This is a genomic window from Starkeya nomas, from assembly GCF_902703545.1.
GTDB lineage: Bacteria > Pseudomonadota > Alphaproteobacteria > Rhizobiales > Xanthobacteraceae > Ancylobacter > Ancylobacter moscoviensis.
Map to the genome: position 1 here is coordinate 4,521,507 of NZ_CACSAS010000001.1, position 17,327 is coordinate 4,538,833.

Consider the following 17,327-nt stretch of genomic DNA (forward strand, 5'->3'; position numbering starts at 1 on the left):
GCTTTAGCCGATCCGGCAGGCGCCGTCATCGTGCGCCGTCATCGAGCGCCGCCGCGCGAAGGCCGCCGGATCGCGAAAGCGGGCTCTGAAACGCCGCATGCCCGGCGCGGGGCCGGGCATGTTCCGTTTCCGCTTCCGTTTCCGCGAAGCCCGCGAAAGGCTTCCGCCGCGCCTCAGTTCGTGCGGGCGCCGGCGTCGGAGGTCTCCTGGCGCACCTGTTCAAGCGTCTTGAACTCCGGCGCGGTGTTGAGCTCCTCCTTGGTGAGGGCCACCACGATCTTCTGGCCGCTGTCGGTGGTGGTCGGGGCCAGCGAGTCGAAGGACACCGCCACCGGCTTGGCGCCGATGCCGAGGAACCCGCCGACGTCGATCACCGCCGCGATGATGCGGCCGTCGCGCTCCACCACCACGTCGCGGATCGAGCCGAGCTTCTCGTCGGTCGAGGTCACGACGTCGGCGCCGATCAGGTCGGAGCCGAGCTGCTGCCCGGATTCCTGCGTGGCGACGAATTTGGGCGTCGCCGGCACCACGGTCGGGCTGGCCTGGGTGGTGTCGCCGGGCATCGCGTCCGGTGCGGCGCTCGGGGTGTCGGTGGACGGGCTGTTGGGCATTTCAGCCGGCGGCGCCTGCGGCGTACCGGCATCCGGCACGACCGGGCTGGCGGCCGGCGGGGTGGTGGTTTCCGGCGACGGGCTCTGGGCCTGCGCCGTCGAGGTGAAGGTCGCGGGGGCGATCATCAGGGCCGCCGCGGCGGTCAGGGTCGCAAACGTTCTGGTCATCGTCTTCTCCCTTTACGAATGTCACGGGTGTGATGTCGTGGTGAAGCGATCAGGCCGATCGTCTGCGTAGTAAACGTCAATATACCGATTTCGTTCCGTCGCTTTCGACGTTCGGAGCGCTGGTTGTTCCCGCGGTGCGAGGCGACGGTAGTCAGTTGATCCGGTCGATGATCGAGGCGTCGGCCATGCAGACCGTCAGTTCTTCCGTCGCGAGGTTGGATTTCGTCACGCCGATCGCCGACAGGCAGCCCTTCGGGGTGCGCATCACCCGGGCGGGCGCCGCGGGACGGGTCTCGGAGGCGCTTTCGATCACCGGCGCCTTCGCGGTCGGCGGGGTGGAAGGGCTCTGGGTGGAAGGGCTCTGGGCGGAAGTGCCCGGAGTGGACGTGCCCGGAGTGGACGTGCCCGCGGGGGCGATGTCGAGGCGCGGGCCCTTGGCGGCGCGGTTGACCACGGGGGCGGCCGCGAAATTGCGCTGGAGGCTGCCTTCGATCGCCACCGGCTGGGGCGAGAGGCGGGAGACCGCGCCGGCCCCGAGCGCGCCGGCGGTGAGCGGCACCATCAGGGCGATGCCCGTCGCCGCGCCGAGAATATAGGCCGAGCCCTTGAAGGCGGCATTGCCGAAACCAGCCATGACGTTCCCCTTTCGTCGTTCCCTTTCGCCGTGTCCTGCCCATCGATGCCCGCGAAAGGCCAATAGATGCGGGAAAAAGGCCTTGGCCCGCCGGAGAGACAGCGCATGCCGCCTCCGCCGCCGGACATCTTCCGCGCGCGCATGTTCCTTCGAAAAAGGACGGTCCGGCACGGCGTGCCGGCGTCTTATGGTTAACGCTTCGGGAGGTTACGGGTTCCCGTCCGGGTTTTTCCGCGCGCGATCACGTTTTCGCGCGCGGCAGGATGCCGGATGAGCCCGGGAGCGGACCTGCGCGCCTATCGCTCGGCGGTCAGGTGGTGCTCGGGAACGCTGACATTGCAGATCAGGCCGCCGGGGGCGAATTCCAGCTGCACCTCGCCGTCGAGGGCGCGCGCGAGGTTGCGCTCGATCACCAGCGAGCCGAAGCCGCGTCCCGTCGGCGTGGTGACGGGCGGGCCGCCCCTCTCGCGCCAGGAGAGCTCGAAGCCGCCGCCGGCCTCCGCCATGCGCCGCGCCCAGATGATGTCGACATGCCCCGTCGGCACCGACAGCGCGCCGTATTTGGCGGCGTTGGTGGAGAGCTCGTGCAGGGCGAGGCCGATGTTCTGCGCCGCCTCGGGCTTGAGGAAGATGTTCGGCCCCTTGATGGTGACCTGGCTGTTCTCGCGGTCGATGTGATGGCCGAGCTGCGAGCGCACCATGTCGTTCAGCGAGGCGCCGTGCCAGCTCTCCTGCACCAGCAGGTCGTGCGAGCGCGAGAGCGCCTGCAGGCGGGCGCTGAAGATCTCGACGAACTCGTCGATCGAGCCGGCATGGCGCGCGGTCTGGCGGGCCATGGCCTGGATGACGGCGAGCAGGTTCTTCGAGCGGTGCGTCAGCTCCCGCATCAGCAGGCGCAGATGCTGCTCGTTCTCCTTGCGCTCGGTCACGTCCACCGCCGCGCCGGTCAGCCCGACGATGGTGCCGGCGAGGTCGCGCAGCGGCTCCACATGGATGTCGTACCAGCGCTTGCTGCCGTTCTCCTCCATCTCCGTCTCGCCCTTGCGGGCGGCGGCGGCGGCGAAGCAGTCGCGCTTGAGCAGGTTCAGCGGGCGGGCGCGGGCCTCGCCCAGCAGCTCGGTATCGGTCGAGCCCAGCACCTGGTCGACCGGCGCGCCGAACAGCGGCTTGCTGACCGAGGTGTAGCGCAGCGCCCGGTCCTGGGTGAAGATCGCCACGTTGGAGCCGCGCAGCGCCATCTCGTAGCGTTGCAGCGCGGTGGCCAGTTCGAGCGTCAGGCGGCGCTGCTCGCTGGCGACATGGCCGGGCGAGGGCAGGCTCGCCAGCGCCCTGAAATTGGTCCACAGCGCGACGGCGCCGATGGCGTTGAGGGTGGCGATGCCGATACGCACGGCGCTTCGCAGCCACGGCATCCCGCTGCCGTCGAACATGACGAGCAGCGACAGCAGGCCGAACATCAGCACCTGCGCGATGAGCAGCGAGGCCAGCAGCCGCGAGCGGCCGGAGAGATTCTGGCGCACGTGCAGCAGGCGCAGCAGTCCCACCGCGATGGCGAAGGAGGAGAGGACCGTTACCCAGCGCGCGGCGTTGTCGAGGTTGTCGAAGGGAAGGAACGGCATCGCGGACGCCATCACACGGGGCTCAGGCGGTGGCGCGCTGCTCCCGTGGGCGCGCCCGTCGCTCGAAGAACAGCGCCTGGCTGATCACGGCGGCGACGGTGGAGGGTTGGAAGGGCTTCGCGATGAGGAAGGCCGGCTCCGGCCGCACGCCGGTGAGGAAGCGCTCGGGATAGGCGGTGATGAAGATCACCGGCACCTCGACCTGCGCGATCAGGTCGTTCACCGCGTCGAGGCCGGAGGAGCCGTCGGCGAGCTGGATGTCGGCGAGGATCAGGCCGGGTGCCTTGCGCCGCGCCAGCTCCACCGCCTCGGTGCGGGTGCGCGCGATGCCGGTCACGCGGTGGCCGAGGCTTTCCACCAGCCCCTCGAGGTCGAGGGCGATGAAGGGCTCGTCCTCGATGATGAGGACGTCGGTGGCGATCTCTTCCGCCAGTTCGCGGCCGGCATCCTCGACCAGATTGCGCAGGGTCGGCACATCGATATCGAGCACGGCGGCGGCATCCTCCTCGTTGAAGCCTTCGAGCGAGACGAGCAGGAAGGCCTGCCGCACGACGGGGGTGATATGGCTCAGGCGCCGCTCGCCCTGCACCGGGGCGGGCGCCTGTTCGGTCTCCGCGTTGAGCGTCACCGAATCCCACAGCCGGGTGAGAAGGCGGTAGAGCGCGACGCGCGGATCGATGTCGGGAGCGAGGGTGCCGGGGTCGGCGATGAGGGTTTCGAGAAGGGCCGTGACATAGGCGTCGCCCGCGGCTTGGCTGCCGCTGAGCGCGCGCGCATAGCGGCGCAGGAACGGCAGGTGCTGCGCGACCAGTTGAGAAGTGCTCACTCGCGTCTCCCCGATGCTGCAAAGGTGAAGCGCTCATTAACGCGCCATGAAGCTTCGGGTTCCACTATGGAATGAAAACCGGGGAATTGCGCTCCGGTTCTGGAACCGTCCTGCCGCTGGCCCGTTATGGATGGGCATGAAGCGACGGAGCCGTCCTCCCTCTTGACGTATTCGGGGGCTCAATGTCGGGAAAGAAGACTATGAACGACGATCAGTCCGAGGGCCAGCCCGCGAACATGGATACCCTCATGCCCGAAGCGGGGCGGGGTTCCGGCGGCGCTCTCGGGGGCGATATCCAGGCGAAGATCGGCCAGCATCTGCGCGCCATGTATGACGACGTGGTGCGCCAGGGCGTGCCGGACCGGTTCATGGATCTGCTGGCGCAGCTGGACCGGCCCAAGGCGGGCACTTCCGACGAGAGCGGAGGCGCGCGGTGAGCCAGGTCGACCCGGCGCTGCGCGACGAGATCATCGCCGCGATACCCAATCTGCGGGCCTTCGCCATCTCGCTCAGCGGCAGCGTCGATCGCGCCGACGATCTGGTGCAGGAGACGCTGCTGCGGGCCTTTGCCAATATTGCGAGCTTCCGGCCCGGCACCAACCTGCCGGCCTGGCTGTTCACCATCCTGCGCAACCTGTTCCGCTCGGAATACCGCAAGCGGCGGCGGGAGGTGCCGGATTCGGACGGCGCCTTCGCCGCCACGCTGACCAGCAATCCCGACCAGACTACGCATCTGGATTTCGAGGATTTCCGCGCCGCGCTCGAAAAGCTGCCGCCCGACCAGCGCGAGGCGCTGGTTCTGGTGGGGGCGTCCGGCTTCTCCTATGAGGAGGCCGCCGACATCTGCCAGTGCGCCGTCGGCACCATCAAGAGCCGCGTCAACCGCGCCCGCAAGCGCCTGGGCGAATTGCTGGCCATCGAGGATGGCGAGGATTTCGGTCCCGACCGGACCACCCGCGCCGCGCTCGCCGCCGAGCGCGCCTGAGGCCGGCGCGCCTTCCCCCGCCATCCCTCCCGAAACCGGTGTCTGAAAGCGGGGACGCCCCCGGGCGTGCCCGGGGGCGTCCCTTTGATCGCCGCCATGCGGCGAGGTCCGGGTTCAGGGAACCCGGCCGGAGCGGCCGCGCAGCAAGCCGACGACGGCCGATACGACAAACAGGATGATGGCGACCACGAAGATGATCTTGGCGATCTCGATGGCGGTGCCGGCAATGCCGCCGAAACCCAGCACCGCGGCGATCAGCGCGATCACGAGGAAGGTGAGCGCCCAGCCGAGCATGAATGCCTCCACTGCTACGGTGCGGCGCGCCGGAGCGCGCCCGCGTCGCCGGAACAACCGCCGAGCCGGCAGAGGGTTCCCGCCCGGCGCGTGGAGACGCCGGCGCGCGGCTACATCCGCTCCGACAGCGCCGGCGCGATCGCCCGGGCCTCGGCCAGCAGCGCGGTGACGATGGGCGTCATCGGCTCGCGGTCGAGCACCACGAGGCCCATCTGGTGCTCCACCTCCGGCCCCTCGATCGGGATCGAGCGGATGCTGGCGGGGAAGGCGAACACGTCGGCCAGCGTGTTGGCGACGACGCTCGCCCATTTGCCGGTGCGCACATGCGAGAGCAGCGCGATGGTGGAGTTGGCCTCCAGCATCGGCGTGATGCTGTGGCCGGCCTCGGCGAGCTGCTTGTCGACGATGCGGCGGTTCTGCATGTCGGGGGTGAGCAGGCACAACGGCACCCGCCCGACCTCCTGCCACGTCACCTTGGCGCGGTTGCCCAGCGGCGCGTCGGCGGAGGTGAGGAAGCGGTAGCCCTCCTTGTAGAGCGGCACCGTCTTCACCCGGCCGAGCGGGTCGTTGTCGAGATAGGTGACGCCGGCGTCGGCCTCGAGGTTCTCGATGAGCCGCAGCACCTCGTTGGAGCTCGCCGAGATCAGCGTGAAGCGCACGTCGCCGTGCTTCTCGTGGAAGGGCGTCGTCAGCTCGGAGAGCATCGGCATGGCGGTGGGGATGGCGGCGATGCGCAGATGGCCGCTGAGGCCCTTGCGCATGCCGGCGATCTCCTGGCGCATGGCGCGCACGTCGCCGATCACCCGGCGCGCCCATTGCAGCGCCCGCTCGCCCTCCGGCGTGAAGCCGATGAAGCGCGAGCCGCGCTCGACCAGGCGCACGCCGAGCTGCTCCTCGAGCTGCTTCAGGCCGGCGGAAAGGGTGGGCTGGGTGACGCCGCAGGCTTCCGCCGCGCGGCCGAAATGACGCTCCTTGGCGAGCGCGAGCAGAAGTTCGAAACGGTCGATCACGCGGGACGCTTCCTGATGCGAGCACGATAGAAAGATTCTATCAGACTATCAGAGCGCGCCGCGCCTGCGAATTGGAGCGATGAAAATCAGCCGGCGCTATTCCGCCGCGCCGCGCAGGCCGAGCAGGGGCAGCGTGTCCGGCAGATCCGGCTCGCCGGCCGGTATCGCCTCGCCCTCGAATTCGAGCTGCTCGATGCGCGCCCCGCGCTTGGCGATCTTGTCGGCGGAGGTCAGCGCCTGCGCCACGTCCTCGTTCACCTGCCCGAAGTGCTTCTGCAGGTTGCCGACCCGGTCGCGCAGCCGCACGACATCGGCGACCAGCCTGCCGCATTCGGCGCGGATGAGGTCCGCCTGCTCGCGCATGCGCGCATCCTTGCAGATCGCCTGCACCACCTGCACGGCGAGCATCAGCAGCGAAGGCGAGACGATCACCACGCGGGCGCGGAACGCCTGCTGGATCACCTCGTCGAAATGCTCGTGCAGCTCGGCATAGACCGATTCCGAGGGCACGAACATCAACGCGATGTCCTGCGTCTCGCCGCTGACGAGGTAGCGCTCGGCGATGTCCTTCACATGCTTGCCGACATCGCCCTTCAGCCGGGTCTGGGCCTGCCGGCGGCTCTCCTCGGTCTGCGCCTCGCGGAAGGCGGTCACCGCTTCCAGCGGGAACTTCGAATCGACGAGCAGCGGGCGCTTGTCGCCGGGCAGGAAGATCGCGCAGTCGGCGCGCCGCCCGTTGGCCAGCGTGTGCTGGAAGGCGAAGCTGTCGCGCGGCAGGCCGTCGGCGATGATCGCCTGCAGCCGTCCCTCGCCGAAGGCGCCGCGCGCCTGCTTGTTGGAGAGCGTCTCGCGCAGGCTCATCACCTGCCCGGACAGTTCCCCGAGCGAGAGCCGCGCCTGATCGACCAGCGCGAGGCGCTCGTTCAGCTTGGCGAGGTTCTCATGCGTCGCCTCGGCCGAGCGCGCCAGGCTCTCGCCCATGCGGTGGGTGGTGGCGTCCAGCCGTTCGGCGACGGCGCGGGCCAGCTCGCCCTGCCGCTGGGCCAGCACCTCGGCCATGGACTGCACGCGGCCGATGGTTTCCGCCTGCGTCCGGGAGAGCGCGGCGAGCTGTTCCTCCAGCTCGTCGGCGCGGCGGGCCTGCTCGTCGGCCTCGGCGGCGTTCTGCCGGGCGCTGCGCGAGATCGCCCGCAGCACGGCGACGAGCAGCAGGAAGCCGAGCGCCCCCGCGCCGGCGAGCACCTGCGCCAGCGTCACCGGGTGCGTGCCGAGGACGAACAGAACCTGATCCATCGCGTCCTTCTAGCAGATTCGGCCGGGTGAGCGAACGGAAAGTGAACATCGGCGCGGCGCGCCGCCGCGCCTCCGTTGACCGCGGGCGGGCCAGCGCTTATCTGAACGGCATGTCGATACGCCCTCTCGTTATCCTTCCCGATTCCCGCCTGCGGCTGATTTCCGATCCCGTGGTGCGGGTCGATGCGCGCGTGCGCGCCATCGTCGAGGACATGTTCGAGACCATGTATGACGCGCCGGGCATCGGCCTGGCCGCGATCCAGGTCGGCGTGCCCGAGCGCATCGTCACCATCGATGTCGGCCCGCGCGAGGCCGAGGACCGGGAGGAGGGCGACGAGCGCGAGGTCGAGAAGCGTCCGCTGGCGCTGATCAACCCGGAGGTCGTCTCCGCCTCGGAGGAGCTTTCGGTCTACGCGGAAGGCTGCCTGTCGATCCCGGAATATTATGCGGACGTGGAGCGTCCCGCCCGCGTGCGGGTGCGCTACATGGACCTCAACGGCGAGACGCGGGAGATCGACGCCGACGGGCTGCTCGCCACCTGCGTGCAGCACGAGATCGACCATCTCAACGGCGTGCTGTTCATCGACCACATCTCCAAGCTCAAGCGCGACCGGGTGATGACCAAGTTCACCAAGCTCGCCAAGAAGGAGCGCGACGGGGTCTGATCCCGCCGCCGGCCGCCCCCTTCCGCACCGACCGGGAGTCCTCATGCGCATCGTCTTCATGGGCACGCCCGATTTCGCGGTGCCGACGCTGGTCGAGATCGTCGGCAGCGGCCACGAGGTGGTCGCCGCCTATACGCGCGCTCCCGCGCAGGCGGGCCGGCGCGGGCTGGAGCTGGTGCCCTCGCCGGTGCACCGCGCGGCCGAACGGCTCGGCATTCCCGTTTTCACCCCCGCGACGCTGAAGGGCGAGGAGGCGGTCGACGCCTTCGCCGCGCTTGAGGCGGACGCCGCCGTGGTGGTGGCCTATGGGCGCATCCTGCCGCAGGCCATCCTCGATCTGCCGAAGCTCGGCTGCCTCAATTTGCACGCCTCGCTGCTGCCGCGCTGGCGCGGCGCCGCGCCGATCCAGCGCGCCATCATGGCCGGCGACGCGGAGACCGGCGTCGCGGTGATGAAGATGGAGGCCGGGCTCGACACCGGCCCGGTCGGCCTCGTCGAGCGCGTGCCCATCGGCGCGGACATGACCGCCGGCGAGCTGCACGACCGGCTGATGGTGGTGGGCGGGGATCTGATGGCGCGGGCGCTCGCGGCGCTGGAGCGCGGCGGCCTGTCCTTCACCCCGCAGCCGCAGGCGGGCGTCACCTACGCCGCCAAGATCGAGAAGGGCGAGACCCGCATCGACTGGGCGCAGCCGGCGAAGGCGGTGCACGACCATATTCGCGGCCTCTCGCCGTTCCCCGGCGCGTGGTTCGAACTCGCCGGCACCCGCGTGAAGGTGCTGCGCTCGACGCGGGCGGAGGGCGCCGGCCGGCCGGGCGAGTTGCTGGACGACCGGCTCACCGTCGCCTGCGCGTCGGGCGCGGTGCGGCTGGTGGAGGTGCAGAAGGCGGGCAGCCGGGCGATGGCGGCGCCGGATTTCCTGCGCGGCAGCGATCTGGAAAAGGGCACGGTGCTGGAATGAACGCGACGCCGACGAGCACCATCCGCGCCCTGGCGCCGGCGGACCACGCGCTCTGGCTGCCGCTCTGGCAGGCCTATCTCACCTTCTACGAGGCGGAACTGCCCGACGCGGTGAGCGAGACCACCTGGCGGCGCCTGATCGACCCCGCCGAGCCGGTGCACGGCGCCCTCGCCCTCGACGCGCAGGGGCGGGCGGTGGGGCTGGCCCACTGGCTCTTCCACCGCTCGACCTGGGCGGTCGGCGACGTGTGCGACCTCAACGACCTGTTCGTCGATGCCGGCCAGCGCGGCCAGGGCCTCGGCCGCCGGCTGATCGAGCACGTCCACGCGGCCGCCGCCGCGCAGGGGGCGCCCAAGGTCTACTGGCTGACCCACGAGACCAACGCCACCGCGCAGCGCCTCTACAACGCCGTCGCCGAGCGCACCGGCTTCATCCAGTACCGCAAGCCGACCGGCCGCTGAGGCGCTGGAAGCGAGGGCCTCGCGAAGGAAGCGGGGCCTCGGGGCGAAGCCGTGTCAGAGACGAAGCCCGGGGAGAGGCGAAGGCCCTGTCCCCCCTCGCGCCGTCATGGCCGGGCTTGACCCGGCCATCCACGTCTTTCCCGCCACCGACGTCATGGATCCCCGGGCCAAGCCCGGGGATGACGGTGTTCTTGAGCCAGCCGTCATCCCGGACGGCCTTTGACAGAGAACATCGTCATGGCCGGACTTGATCCGGCCATCCACGCCTTTGGCTGTCGAAGAAGTCGTGGATCCCCGGGGGCGACCCCGGGGATGACGCTGTCATGCGGGAGTGCGCCGCCGGGCTTCTGGAGCCAGCCGCTCACTTCCCCGGCTGGGCGACGATGCGCAGATAGGGCTTCAGCGTCTTCCATCCCTGCGGGAACTTCTCCTTCGCCGCCTCGTCGCTGACCGAGGGGACGATGATCACGTCGTCGCCGTCCTTCCAGTTCGCCGGGGTGGCGACGGCGTGCGTGGCGGTGAGCTGGAGCGAGTCGATCACCCGCAGGATCTCGTCGAAATTGCGCCCGGCGCTCGCGGGATAGGTGAGGGAGAGCTTCAGCTTCTTGTCCGGCCCGACGACGAACACCGAGCGCACCGTCAGCGTGTCGGAGGCGTTGGGGTGGATCATGTCGTAGAGGTCAGAGACCTTGCGCTCGGGGTCGGCGATGAGCGGGAAGTTCGGCGCGTAGCCCTGCGTCTCGGCGATGTCGTCCGACCATTTGGCATGCGCGTCGAGCGGGTCGACGGACAGGCCGATCACCTTCACGTTGCGGCGGTCGAATTCCGGCTTCAGCCGCGCGACCTGCCCCAGCTCGGTGGTGCAGACCGGCGTGAAGTTCTTCGGGTGGGAGAACAGCACGCCCCACGAATCCCCGAGCCACTCATGGAAGCGGATGGGGCCTTCGGTGGTCTCGGCGTCGAAATCAGGGACGACATCCCCAAGGCGGATGGTCATGGCAGTCTCCAGACGGAATAAAATTCTACTGTTTTTGTATTATACTTCGCGCTAGCGCGATAGGAAGCGCAATTCCACGCATGTGCGGTAATATCGGAACCGGAGGCGGCCGGCGACGTTTACGCTGTCGGACGCTATTGCGCCGGTCGGGCCCCTCCCGCCGGCGTGCCCACGGGTCGCGGGGGCGGGTGCCGCGACAGATCTGGAGAGGAAGTCATGCGTAAGATCGTTGCCATTTCCGTCGTCGCGCTCAGCCTCGCGGCCTGCACCACCACGCAGCAGCGTACGGCCGGCGGCGCGCTCATCGGCGGCGGCACGGGCGCGGTCATCGGCGGCATCGCCGGCGGCGGCCGGGGAGCGGCGATCGGTGCGGCGGTCGGCGCCGGCACGGGCGCGGTGATCGGCGCGGCGACCTCGCCGGGCGACTGCTACGCCCGTGACTATTACGGCCGCATGGTGCCGGTGCGCTGCTGACGCGCCGGAGAACGGGAACGGGCGGCCCCGTCGTGGGCCGTCCGCGCATCCGGGGCCGGCGGCTCCGCAGGCGTCACTGGCTCGCCCACAGCACGCGGGCGATCCAGGCGATCTCGCCCTCCTGCAGCAGCCGGTCGGGATGTTCGGGGTTGAGCGAGCGCAGCTCCACCGTCCGGGCGGTGCGGCGCTTCAGCTCCTTGGCCAGCACCTCCCCCTCGCGGGTCTTCACCACCACGCGGTCGCCGCGCCGCACCGGCGCGGCCGGTGAGACCACCACCACGTCGCCGTCGCGGTAGAGCGGCAGCATGGAATCGCCGGCGATCTCCAGCGCATAGGCGTGCTCGTCGCCGACATTGGGGAAGACGATCTCGTCCCACGAGCCGCCGACCGGAAAGCCCGCATCGTCGAAATAGCCGCCGCCGCCCGCCTGCGCGAAGCCGATCAGCGGGATGGAGCGCCGCGCCGTGCCGGTGCCGTCGATCAGCGCCATGAAATCGTCGAGGCCGGTGCCGGTGGCGGCGAGGATCTTGGCGATGCTCTCGGTGGAGGGCCAGCGCGCCCGCCCGTCCGGCGCCTCGCGCTTGGAGCGGTTGAAGGTGGTGGCGTCGAGACCGGCGCGCTTGGCGAGCGCGGAGACGCTCAGGCCGTGCTGCTCGGCCAGCCGGTCGACGGCCCGCCAGATCTGGGCATGGGTCAGCATGGGGCGCCTGAAAAGCGGATTTTTGTCGGAAACATAGGAATTATACCCTAATCCGATCGAAGTCCAGCCGCGATCGGGGCCCCGGCCCGCGCCGGCCGCCCGCCATCTCCACAGCTCTTCCGCCGCCCTTGCGCACACCCCCTTGTGGTCATCTGGACAGCGCGGCGGCGGTGCCTAGGATGGCCGCCCATCGAACAGGGGGCGCGAATGCCGGAGCACGAGGAGAGGCAGGACGAGGTCGAGGCGCTGCTGATGCGCGCCGCGCGGCACGCCGCCGCCTACCGCACCGCGCCGCCCGCGCCGCAGTCCGCCTCAACCTATGCCGAGGCGGTCCGCGCCTTCGACGGCGTGCTGCCGGAGGAGGGCGAGGGCGGCCCCGGCGTGATCGAGGATCTGGTGCGCTGCGCCGGCCCCGGCCTTCACGCCACCACCGGCCCGCGCTTCTTCGGCTGGGTCATCGGCGGCTCGCACCCGGTCGGCCTCGCCGCCGACTGGCTCACCGCCGCCTGGGGGCAGAACACCGCGAACCATGTGGCGGCCCCCGCCGCCGCGGCGTCGGAGACGGTCGCCGCCCGCTGGCTGCTCGACGTGCTGCGCCTGCCGCCGGAATCCTCCGTCGGCTTCGTCACCGGCGCGACCATGGCGAGCTTCGTCGGCCTGGCGGCGGCGCGCGGCGCGGTGCTGCGCCGGGTCGGCTGGGACGTCGAGGCGAAGGGCCTGTTCGGCGCCCCGCCGGTGCGCGTGGTCATCGGCGACGAGGCCCATGCCAGCGTGTTCTCCGCCCTGCAATATCTCGGCTTCGGCGCGGCGAGCCTGCTGCGCGTGGCGACCGATGCGCAGGGCGTCATGCGCCCCGAGGCCTTCGACGCGGCCCTGTCCTCCGACGCCGCCGGCGACGGCCCGCTGATCGTCGTCACCCAGGCCGGGCAGATCAACACCGGCGCCTTCGATCCGCACGCCCACATCGTCGGGCGCGCCCATGCGCGCGGCGCCTGGGTGCATGTGGACGGCGCCTTCGGCCTGTGGGCGCGCGCCTGTCCCTCCCGCGCGGGGCTGGCGGACGGCGTGGAACGCGCCGATTCCTGGGCGACGGACGGCCACAAATGGCTGCAGACGCCCTTCGACTGCGGCTACGCCATCGTGCGCGACGCCGAGGCGCACCGCCGGGCCATGACCATCGCGGCGAGCTACCTGCCGCCGGCGGGCGGCACCGAGCGCGACCCCTCCCATTACGTGCCGGAGCTGTCGCGCCGCGCGCGCGGCTTCGCCACCTGGGCCTTGCTGCGCCATTTCGGCCGCGCCGGCATCGCCGCGATGGTCGAGCGCCATTGCGTGCAGGCGCGGCTGCTGGCGGAGCTGCTCGAGGGCGAGCCCGGCATCGCCGTGATCAACGAGGTGGTGCTCAACCAGGTGCTGGTGCGCTTCGGCGCGGACAGGCCGGAGGAGGAGGGCGACGCGCTCACCCTCGCCGCCATCGCCGCCGTCCAGGCGGACGGCACCTGCTTCGCCGGCGGGGCGAAATGGCGGGGCCGCTGGGCGATGCGGGTCTCCATCATCGGCTATGCGACGGGAGAGGACGACATCCGTGCCTCGGCGGAAGCGATCCGGCGCTGCTGGCGCTCCGTCGCCTGCGCCGCTGTGGGCCGCTAGCGCCTTGTCCCTTCGGACGGTTTCCTCCGGACGGAAAGGGCTCTAAGACACGCCGGCTGTCGGGGGATACGGGCGCGTGCGGGCGCGGCCGGGCGCAGAGGGGGCGACATGACGACGGGAGAGACGGGCCTCATCTACAAGATCGCGCCGCGCGCGCTCTGGCAGGCGGCGGAAGCCGCCGGCCGCTTCGCGGGCGCGCCGGTCGACGTGCGGGACGGCTTCATCCACTTCTCCACGAGCGCCCAGGTCGCCGAGACCGCCGCGAAGCATTTCGCCGGGCAGGACGACCTGCTGCTGGTCGCCATCCGCACCGCGCGCCTCGATCCCGCGCGGCTGCGCTGGGAGCCCTCGCGCGGCGGCGCGCTGTTCCCCCATCTCTACGGCCCGCTCGCCCTCGATGCGGTGGCGTGGGTACGCCCGCTGCCGCTGGCGCCGGATGGGCGGCATCTCTTCCCGGCGCTGGAGGACTGAAGGCGATGAGCACGCTTCTCGATCTCGCCTTGCCGGTCGCCCGCCTGCTCGACCCGGAGACCGCCCACGGCCTCGCCATCCGCGCGCTGTCCGCGCTGCCCGCGCGCCCCGTGCCGGTGGACGACCCGCGCCTCGCGGTGGAGGCGTTCGGCATGCGCTTTCCCAATCCGGTGGGGCTGGCGGCGGGCTTCGACAAGGAGGCCGAGGTGCCCGACGCCATGCTCGGCGCCGGCTTCGGCTTCGTCGAGGTCGGCACCATCACCCCGCGCCCGCAGCCGGGCAATGCGCGCCCGCGCAATTTCCGCCTCGCCGAGGATCGGGGGGTGATCAACCGCTACGGCTTCAACAGCGGCGGCCATGCGCCGGCCGCCGCGCGCCTCGCCGGCCGCAAGGGCCATGGCCGTCCGTGCGCCGGCATCGTCGGCGTCAATGTCGGGGCCAACAAGGATTCGGTCGATCGCGCGGCGGATTATGTCGCCGGCATCTCCGCCTTCGCCGGCCTCGCCTGCTACTTCACCGCCAACGTCTCCTCGCCCAATACGCCAGGGCTGCGCGACCTGCAGGAGGAGCACGCGCTCGACGACCTGCTGGCGCGGGTGATGGAGGCGCGCGACCGCGTCGCCCCGCAGGTGCCGCTGCTCCTGAAGATCGCGCCCGATCTCGCGCTGGCCCATCTCGACGGCGTGGTGGAAGTGGCGCGCCGGCGCCGCATCGACGGGCTGATCGTCTCCAACACCACCATCGCCCGCCCGGCCACGCTGCGCTCGCCTTTCAAGGCGGAGACCGGCGGGCTTTCCGGCCGCCCGCTGTTCCCGCTGTCCACCCGCATGCTGGCCGAGGTCTATGTGCGCGCCGAGGGTGCCTTCCCGCTGGTCGGCGTCGGCGGCATCGACAGCCCCGAGACGGCGATCGCCAAGCTGGAAGCCGGCGCGAGCCTGATCCAGCTCTATTCGGCGCTGGTCTATGAGGGGCTGGGGCTGGTGCCGCGCATCAAGCAGGGGCTGCTGGACCGCCTCGTCGAGGAAGGCGTGGCGCTGCCCGCGCTCACCGGGCGGCGCGCGCGCGATCTGGTCGCCTCGCCGTTCCCCGCCTAGAGCCTTTTCGAGCGAAGCGGGCACCGGTTCGCGTGAAGAAATGCGACAACTCAAAAATCCAGAGCGTTTCAATGGTTCCGCTAAACCATGAAACGCTCCGGCGCCTTCATGGCGCGTGCGGGGCGGTGAAGGGCTTTTAGCCCATGCAGGCGTTTTCCGTGGCGCTGTAGCCGGCCGGTCGCGGCGCGCTCTTCTGCGGCGGGCCCCGGCCGAGGGCGCCGTCCGAGCGCGCCCGCAGATAGATGAAGATGGCCTCGACATAGCACATGACGTTCGGGTTCACCCCGAAGGCCGGCATCACCAGCTCCTGGCTCGTGTTCACCGTTTTCTTGCCGTTGGTCACGGTGTCGAGGAACCGCTCGTAGCCCAGCGTCTGCAAGGCGTCGACGAGCGAGGGGGCGAAGCTCGAGCCGAGCCCGTCCGGGCCGTGACACTGCATGCAGTTCGCGGTGTAGCGGAGGTAGCCGACCGAGGTGTACCAGTCGACGGTGCCGTCCTTGTCGATCTTGTAGGTCGGGTTGCCCTGCCGGTCGCTGTACTCGCCGCCGGAGGAACTGGCGGGCGCCGGATCGCCCGATCCGTCCGCCCCCACCGGCGACGGCGCGAATGGCAGAAGCGCGAGAAGAAGCGCGACAAGAAGCGTGGCGTTGGCCCCGTTGCGCATGGTCATGGCGTTCCCCGGCGCTCCGGCTTCTCGTTCCATGGCGTCGTGGCGGGCCGGGGCACGGGCGATCCTCCCGCTGGAGGCCGGGCCGGTCAAGCCGGCGCCCGGCATGGCCGGGACGCCGACCCGGTGCCTTCAGGCGAAGGTGCGCCGTTCCAGCGCCGGCAGCCGCAGCGCCAGGAACAGGCCGCGCCCGGCCATGAAGATGAGATAGGCGAGCCACAGCCCGGTATTGCCGAGCGGCAGGGTCAGCCACCAGGCGAGGAAGAACAGCGCCACCGCCGGGAACATCAGGTTGCGCATGTCGCGCGCCCAGGTGGAGCCGGCATAGATGCCGTCATAGGCGAAGGCGGCGACGCCGAGCAGCGGCGTCAGCGCCGCGAGCGGCAGGAACTCCCGGCCGACCCGGCGCACGTCCTCGTTGGCGGAAAGCAGGTCGATGACGCCGCCGCCGCCGGCCATCAGGAGCAGCGTCGCCGGCGCGGCGAAACCGAAGCCCCAGAACAGCACCATGCGCACGGCGCGGCGGAAGCCGGGCCCGTCCTTGGCGCCCACGCTCTGGCCGCAGATCTGCTCGGCGGCGGTGGCGAAGCCGTCGAGGAAGAAGGCCGTCACCATTACGATGTTGTAGAGCACGGCGTTGGCCGCCAGCGTCGCGTCGTCCTGGCGGGCGCCCTGCGCGGTGAAGAACAGCAGCACGCTCATGATCAGCGCCGTGCGGATCATGATGTCGCTGTTCACCGCCACGGTCTCGATCAGCCGCGCCCGGTCGAGCACGGCGCGCCAGGGCATCCGCCAGTCGCGTCCGATCAGCCGGGCGGCGGCGCCGAGGCCGAACAGCGTGCCGACCGCCTCCGCCAGCACATTGGCCGCCGCCGCGCCGGCGATGCCGAAATCCCAGTGCAGCACCAGCAGCACCGTGGCGGCGGCGTTCACCGCGGCGATGAGGATCTGCAGGCCGAGGCCGATATCGGTGCGGGCGATGCCGACCAGCCAGCCGAGGATGGCGAAGTTGCCGATGGCGAAGGGGGCGGAGAGGATGCGCACCGAGAAATAGAGCGCCGCCGCCACGTGCACTTCCTCGCTGGCGCCCATCGCCAGGAAGGCGAGGGAGGAGAGCGGGGCGTGCACGAGGATCAGCACCAGCCCGATGGCGGCGGCGATCAGCAGCGCGCGCACCAGCACGGCGCGCAGCTCCATCGTCTCGCGCCGGCCGAGCGCCTGCGCGGTCAGCCCGGCCGTGCCCATGCGGATCGAGCCGAAGATCCAGAACACGAAGTCGAACAGCAGCGCCCCGACCGCCACCGCGCCGAGCAGCGCCGCGTCGCCCAGCCGGCCGATGGCGCCGGTGGCGACGAGGCCGAGCAGCGGCGTCGTCATCTGCGCCAGCGTCGCCGGCAGCGCGATGGTCAGGAAGCGCCGGGAGGAGACCTCGACCCGGCCGGCGGCGGCGAGGCTCACGGCATCAGGCTCACGGCATCAGCGTCCGCGCCCGGCGACGCGGGTGATCAGCCAGAGCGGGATGACGATGACGGCGCCCAGCAGGAAATAGCGCCACAGCCGCTCCACCGTGTCGAAGCCGAAATTGAACAGGTGCCGGACCAGGCTCTCCAGGCTCGACAGGATGTTCAGCGGGTCGAGCCCGAGCGCGGAGAGGATGACGCCGACCACCACCGACAGCAGCACGAGGCGGACCAGCACCCAGAAGGGCGAACCGCCCATCCAGCGGGCGACGTTGTTGTCGGACATG

21 protein-coding genes are annotated in these 17,327 nt (G+C 70.7%); 9 read left to right on the top strand and 12 right to left on the bottom strand.

Going from position 1 to position 17,327, the window contains the following annotated elements; genetic code table 11:
* Positions 1-173: 173 nt before the first annotated feature.
* From STARVERO_RS21355 to STARVERO_RS21370, 4 genes are all read right to left on the bottom strand, one after another.
* Positions 174-779, bottom strand: a complete 606-nt coding sequence (locus tag STARVERO_RS21355) for a PRC-barrel domain-containing protein (protein WP_159601423.1) — start codon at positions 777-779, stop codon at positions 174-176.
* Between the two features lie 151 nt (positions 780-930).
* Positions 931-1,413 (bottom strand): hypothetical protein, encoded by a 483-nt coding sequence (locus STARVERO_RS21360; RefSeq protein WP_159601425.1) that lies wholly within the window; start codon positions 1,411-1,413, stop codon positions 931-933.
* A gap of 296 nt (positions 1,414-1,709) precedes the next feature.
* On the bottom strand, positions 1,710-3,032 hold the full coding sequence (locus STARVERO_RS21365) for a sensor histidine kinase (protein WP_144341806.1): 1,323 nt from the start codon (positions 3,030-3,032) through the stop codon (positions 1,710-1,712).
* Positions 3,033-3,054: 22 nt separating this feature from the next.
* A complete protein-coding gene (locus STARVERO_RS21370; protein WP_144341807.1) occupies positions 3,055-3,858 on the bottom strand; it encodes a response regulator in 804 nt (267 codons plus the stop codon).
* A gap of 236 nt (positions 3,859-4,094) precedes the next feature.
* Between STARVERO_RS21370 and STARVERO_RS21375 the strand changes: the two genes are divergently transcribed.
* Positions 4,095-4,295, top strand: coding sequence for a NepR family anti-sigma factor (locus tag STARVERO_RS21375; RefSeq protein WP_244616961.1), 201 nt, complete (start codon positions 4,095-4,097; stop codon positions 4,293-4,295).
* A complete protein-coding gene (locus tag STARVERO_RS21380; RefSeq protein ID WP_186291839.1) occupies positions 4,292-4,843 on the top strand; it encodes a sigma-70 family RNA polymerase sigma factor in 552 nt (183 codons plus the stop codon). The genes STARVERO_RS21375 and STARVERO_RS21380 overlap by 4 nt, the downstream gene beginning before the upstream one ends.
* Before the next feature lie 114 nt (positions 4,844-4,957).
* Here the strand turns inward: STARVERO_RS21380 and STARVERO_RS21385 are convergent, their stop codons facing one another.
* From STARVERO_RS21385 to STARVERO_RS21395, 3 genes are all read right to left on the bottom strand, one after another.
* Positions 4,958-5,137, bottom strand: a complete 180-nt coding sequence (locus STARVERO_RS21385) for a DUF1328 domain-containing protein (RefSeq protein WP_144341809.1) — start codon at positions 5,135-5,137, stop codon at positions 4,958-4,960.
* 110 nt (positions 5,138-5,247) lie between these two features.
* Complete coding sequence (locus STARVERO_RS21390; RefSeq protein WP_144341810.1) at positions 5,248-6,147, bottom strand: LysR family transcriptional regulator; 900 nt, start codon at positions 6,145-6,147, stop codon at positions 5,248-5,250.
* Between the two features lie 96 nt (positions 6,148-6,243).
* A complete protein-coding gene (locus STARVERO_RS21395; protein ID WP_159601427.1) occupies positions 6,244-7,440 on the bottom strand; it encodes a DNA recombination protein RmuC in 1,197 nt (398 codons plus the stop codon).
* A 110-nt stretch (positions 7,441-7,550) separates the two neighbouring features.
* Here STARVERO_RS21395 and def point away from each other — a divergent pair, with 110 nt between their 5' ends.
* From def to STARVERO_RS21410, 3 genes are read left to right on the top strand one after another with little or no spacing between them, the layout of a single operon-like run.
* Complete coding sequence (gene def / locus STARVERO_RS21400) at positions 7,551-8,105, top strand: peptide deformylase (RefSeq protein ID WP_159601982.1); 555 nt, start codon at positions 7,551-7,553, stop codon at positions 8,103-8,105.
* Positions 8,106-8,148: 43 nt separating this feature from the next.
* Positions 8,149-9,066 carry a methionyl-tRNA formyltransferase gene (gene fmt / locus STARVERO_RS21405; protein ID WP_144341813.1) on the top strand — a complete coding sequence of 306 codons (918 nt, stop codon included), beginning with the start codon at positions 8,149-8,151 and terminating at the stop codon, positions 9,064-9,066.
* Complete coding sequence (locus tag STARVERO_RS21410; protein ID WP_159601429.1) at positions 9,063-9,527, top strand: GNAT family N-acetyltransferase; 465 nt, start codon at positions 9,063-9,065, stop codon at positions 9,525-9,527. Before fmt ends, STARVERO_RS21410 begins: the two co-directional genes overlap by 4 nt.
* Positions 9,528-9,888: 361 nt before the next feature.
* Here the strand turns inward: STARVERO_RS21410 and STARVERO_RS21415 are convergent, their stop codons facing one another.
* Positions 9,889-10,524 (bottom strand): peroxiredoxin, encoded by a 636-nt coding sequence (locus STARVERO_RS21415; protein WP_144341815.1) that lies wholly within the window; start codon positions 10,522-10,524, stop codon positions 9,889-9,891.
* 216 nt (positions 10,525-10,740) lie between these two features.
* On the opposite strand from STARVERO_RS21415, the gene STARVERO_RS21420 reads away from it, so the two are divergent.
* The gene (locus STARVERO_RS21420; protein WP_144341816.1) at positions 10,741-10,998 is read left to right on the top strand and encodes a YMGG-like glycine zipper-containing protein; all 258 of its coding nucleotides are present in this window, start codon (positions 10,741-10,743) and stop codon (positions 10,996-10,998) included.
* Between the two features lie 73 nt (positions 10,999-11,071).
* Here the strand turns inward: STARVERO_RS21420 and STARVERO_RS21425 are convergent, their stop codons facing one another.
* The gene (locus STARVERO_RS21425) at positions 11,072-11,698 is read right to left on the bottom strand and encodes a S24 family peptidase (protein ID WP_159601431.1); all 627 of its coding nucleotides are present in this window, start codon (positions 11,696-11,698) and stop codon (positions 11,072-11,074) included.
* Positions 11,699-11,905: 207 nt separating this feature from the next.
* On the opposite strand from STARVERO_RS21425, the gene STARVERO_RS21430 reads away from it, so the two are divergent.
* From STARVERO_RS21430 to STARVERO_RS21440, 3 genes are all read left to right on the top strand, one after another.
* On the top strand, positions 11,906-13,348 hold the full coding sequence (locus tag STARVERO_RS21430; protein ID WP_159601433.1) for a pyridoxal phosphate-dependent decarboxylase family protein: 1,443 nt from the start codon (positions 11,906-11,908) through the stop codon (positions 13,346-13,348).
* A gap of 108 nt (positions 13,349-13,456) precedes the next feature.
* The gene (locus tag STARVERO_RS21435) at positions 13,457-13,819 is read left to right on the top strand and encodes a DUF952 domain-containing protein (RefSeq protein ID WP_159601435.1); all 363 of its coding nucleotides are present in this window, start codon (positions 13,457-13,459) and stop codon (positions 13,817-13,819) included.
* A 5-nt stretch (positions 13,820-13,824) separates the two neighbouring features.
* A complete protein-coding gene (locus tag STARVERO_RS21440) occupies positions 13,825-14,913 on the top strand; it encodes a quinone-dependent dihydroorotate dehydrogenase (protein WP_159601437.1) in 1,089 nt (362 codons plus the stop codon).
* Between the two features lie 136 nt (positions 14,914-15,049).
* On the opposite strand, the gene STARVERO_RS21445 is transcribed toward STARVERO_RS21440, so the two are convergent.
* The 3 genes from STARVERO_RS21445 to STARVERO_RS21455 all read right to left on the bottom strand — a co-directional run bounded on the left by STARVERO_RS21445 (position 15,050) and on the right by STARVERO_RS21455 (position 17,326).
* Positions 15,050-15,583, bottom strand: coding sequence for a c-type cytochrome, methanol metabolism-related (locus STARVERO_RS21445; protein WP_422802165.1), 534 nt, complete (start codon positions 15,581-15,583; stop codon positions 15,050-15,052).
* A 129-nt stretch (positions 15,584-15,712) separates the two neighbouring features.
* Positions 15,713-17,038, bottom strand: a complete 1,326-nt coding sequence (locus tag STARVERO_RS21450; RefSeq protein WP_159601439.1) for an MATE family efflux transporter — start codon at positions 17,036-17,038, stop codon at positions 15,713-15,715.
* An 18-nt stretch (positions 17,039-17,056) separates the two neighbouring features.
* Positions 17,057-17,326 (bottom strand): DUF6460 domain-containing protein, encoded by a 270-nt coding sequence (locus tag STARVERO_RS21455; protein ID WP_144341821.1) that lies wholly within the window; start codon positions 17,324-17,326, stop codon positions 17,057-17,059.
* Position 17,327 lies beyond the last annotated feature (1 nt).